Origin of the sequence: uncultured Campylobacter sp., assembly GCF_938045405.1 — a bacterium.
Taxonomy (GTDB): Bacteria; Campylobacterota; Campylobacteria; order Campylobacterales; family Campylobacteraceae; genus Campylobacter_B.
On sequence record NZ_CALIMW010000076.1, the window covers coordinates 1 to 1,020 of the forward strand.

Genomic DNA, 1,020 nt, shown 5'->3' on the forward strand with positions numbered 1-1,020 from the left:
TTTGCGCGGCATTTGCGCGGTACCTATCCATATCCGATATGTCTAAAACATAAAATCCCACCCAGCTTGCCAGCAAAAGCTCATTCTCAGAGAGCAGTTTCAGATCGCCGAGCTCCTTTATTTCGGATAATCTATGTGGCGCGCAGGCGTAATCATACTCCCGCTTATCGGCTTTGGAAGGGGCGATAAAATAAGCAAGCTGCGTAAATTTATCATCTTTTACGTCATAGGCGGTAAGGGTACTGAAAAAATCCTTCGCAAAGAGAGTGTGTCCGTCGCTGGAAAGCTCTATTTTATTTACAAATCGCGCTTCAAGCCGAGCTAAAATTTTAATATCTCTTCGGTCGCTAAGATCCAGCTTATAAATTCCGAAATTTGGATCGGCTACGAATAGACTTTTGCCGTCTTTGCTCTGTGCGATATCTATGTAAGCGGGATCAAACTCATGCTGCGGAAAAGAAAATATGCCCGCAAGTCTTAGAGCGCGCGGCTCGGTAACGTCAATCAAGACGATGCCGCCTTTATCGTCGCCCAAGCCAAAGAGCGTATTTTGATCCTCAGAAAGGCGTAGCTCGTAAATTTCAAACGGAAGCTTAAGCGCGTTTTTTGTAAGCTCCCTCTCCTCTAAATTTACCTCTTGTAGTGCGCCGCCATGTTTTTTCGCGGCGGCAAGATCGCTTTTAAGGATTAAAATTTCATCCTCTTTCAGCGATTTTGCAGTCTCTTTGGCGGCCGAAAAATTTTGAGTCGCCGCGCAAATTCCGCAGATAAAAGCCGAAGCGGCTAAAATTTTAACTATAATATTTCGCTTTGTTTTCATTTCGCCGCCTCTTAAAATCATCCTTCAAGCCAGCCGCCGGCTTTAGCGGAAGCTGTCGCTTCTACTAGGTATCAGCAGGTCTTGCAGCTCCTGTTGCACCGAGACTTTCGCGCGCGGATCGAGGATCTGCGAGTAGATGATGAAGTTTGCAAGCACCTTTTTGCCGTAGTCTCTGCTCTCGGCATATGGCACGAGCTCCA

The 1,020-nt window shown here is 46.5% G+C and carries 1 protein-coding gene; it reads right to left on the minus strand.

Going from position 1 to position 1,020, the window contains the following annotated elements:
• A partial coding sequence (locus tag Q0140_RS03020; RefSeq protein WP_297961706.1) for a hypothetical protein occupies nt 1-820 on the minus strand: 820 nt, incomplete at its 3' end.
• Between the last annotated feature and the right edge of the window lie 200 nt (nt 821-1,020).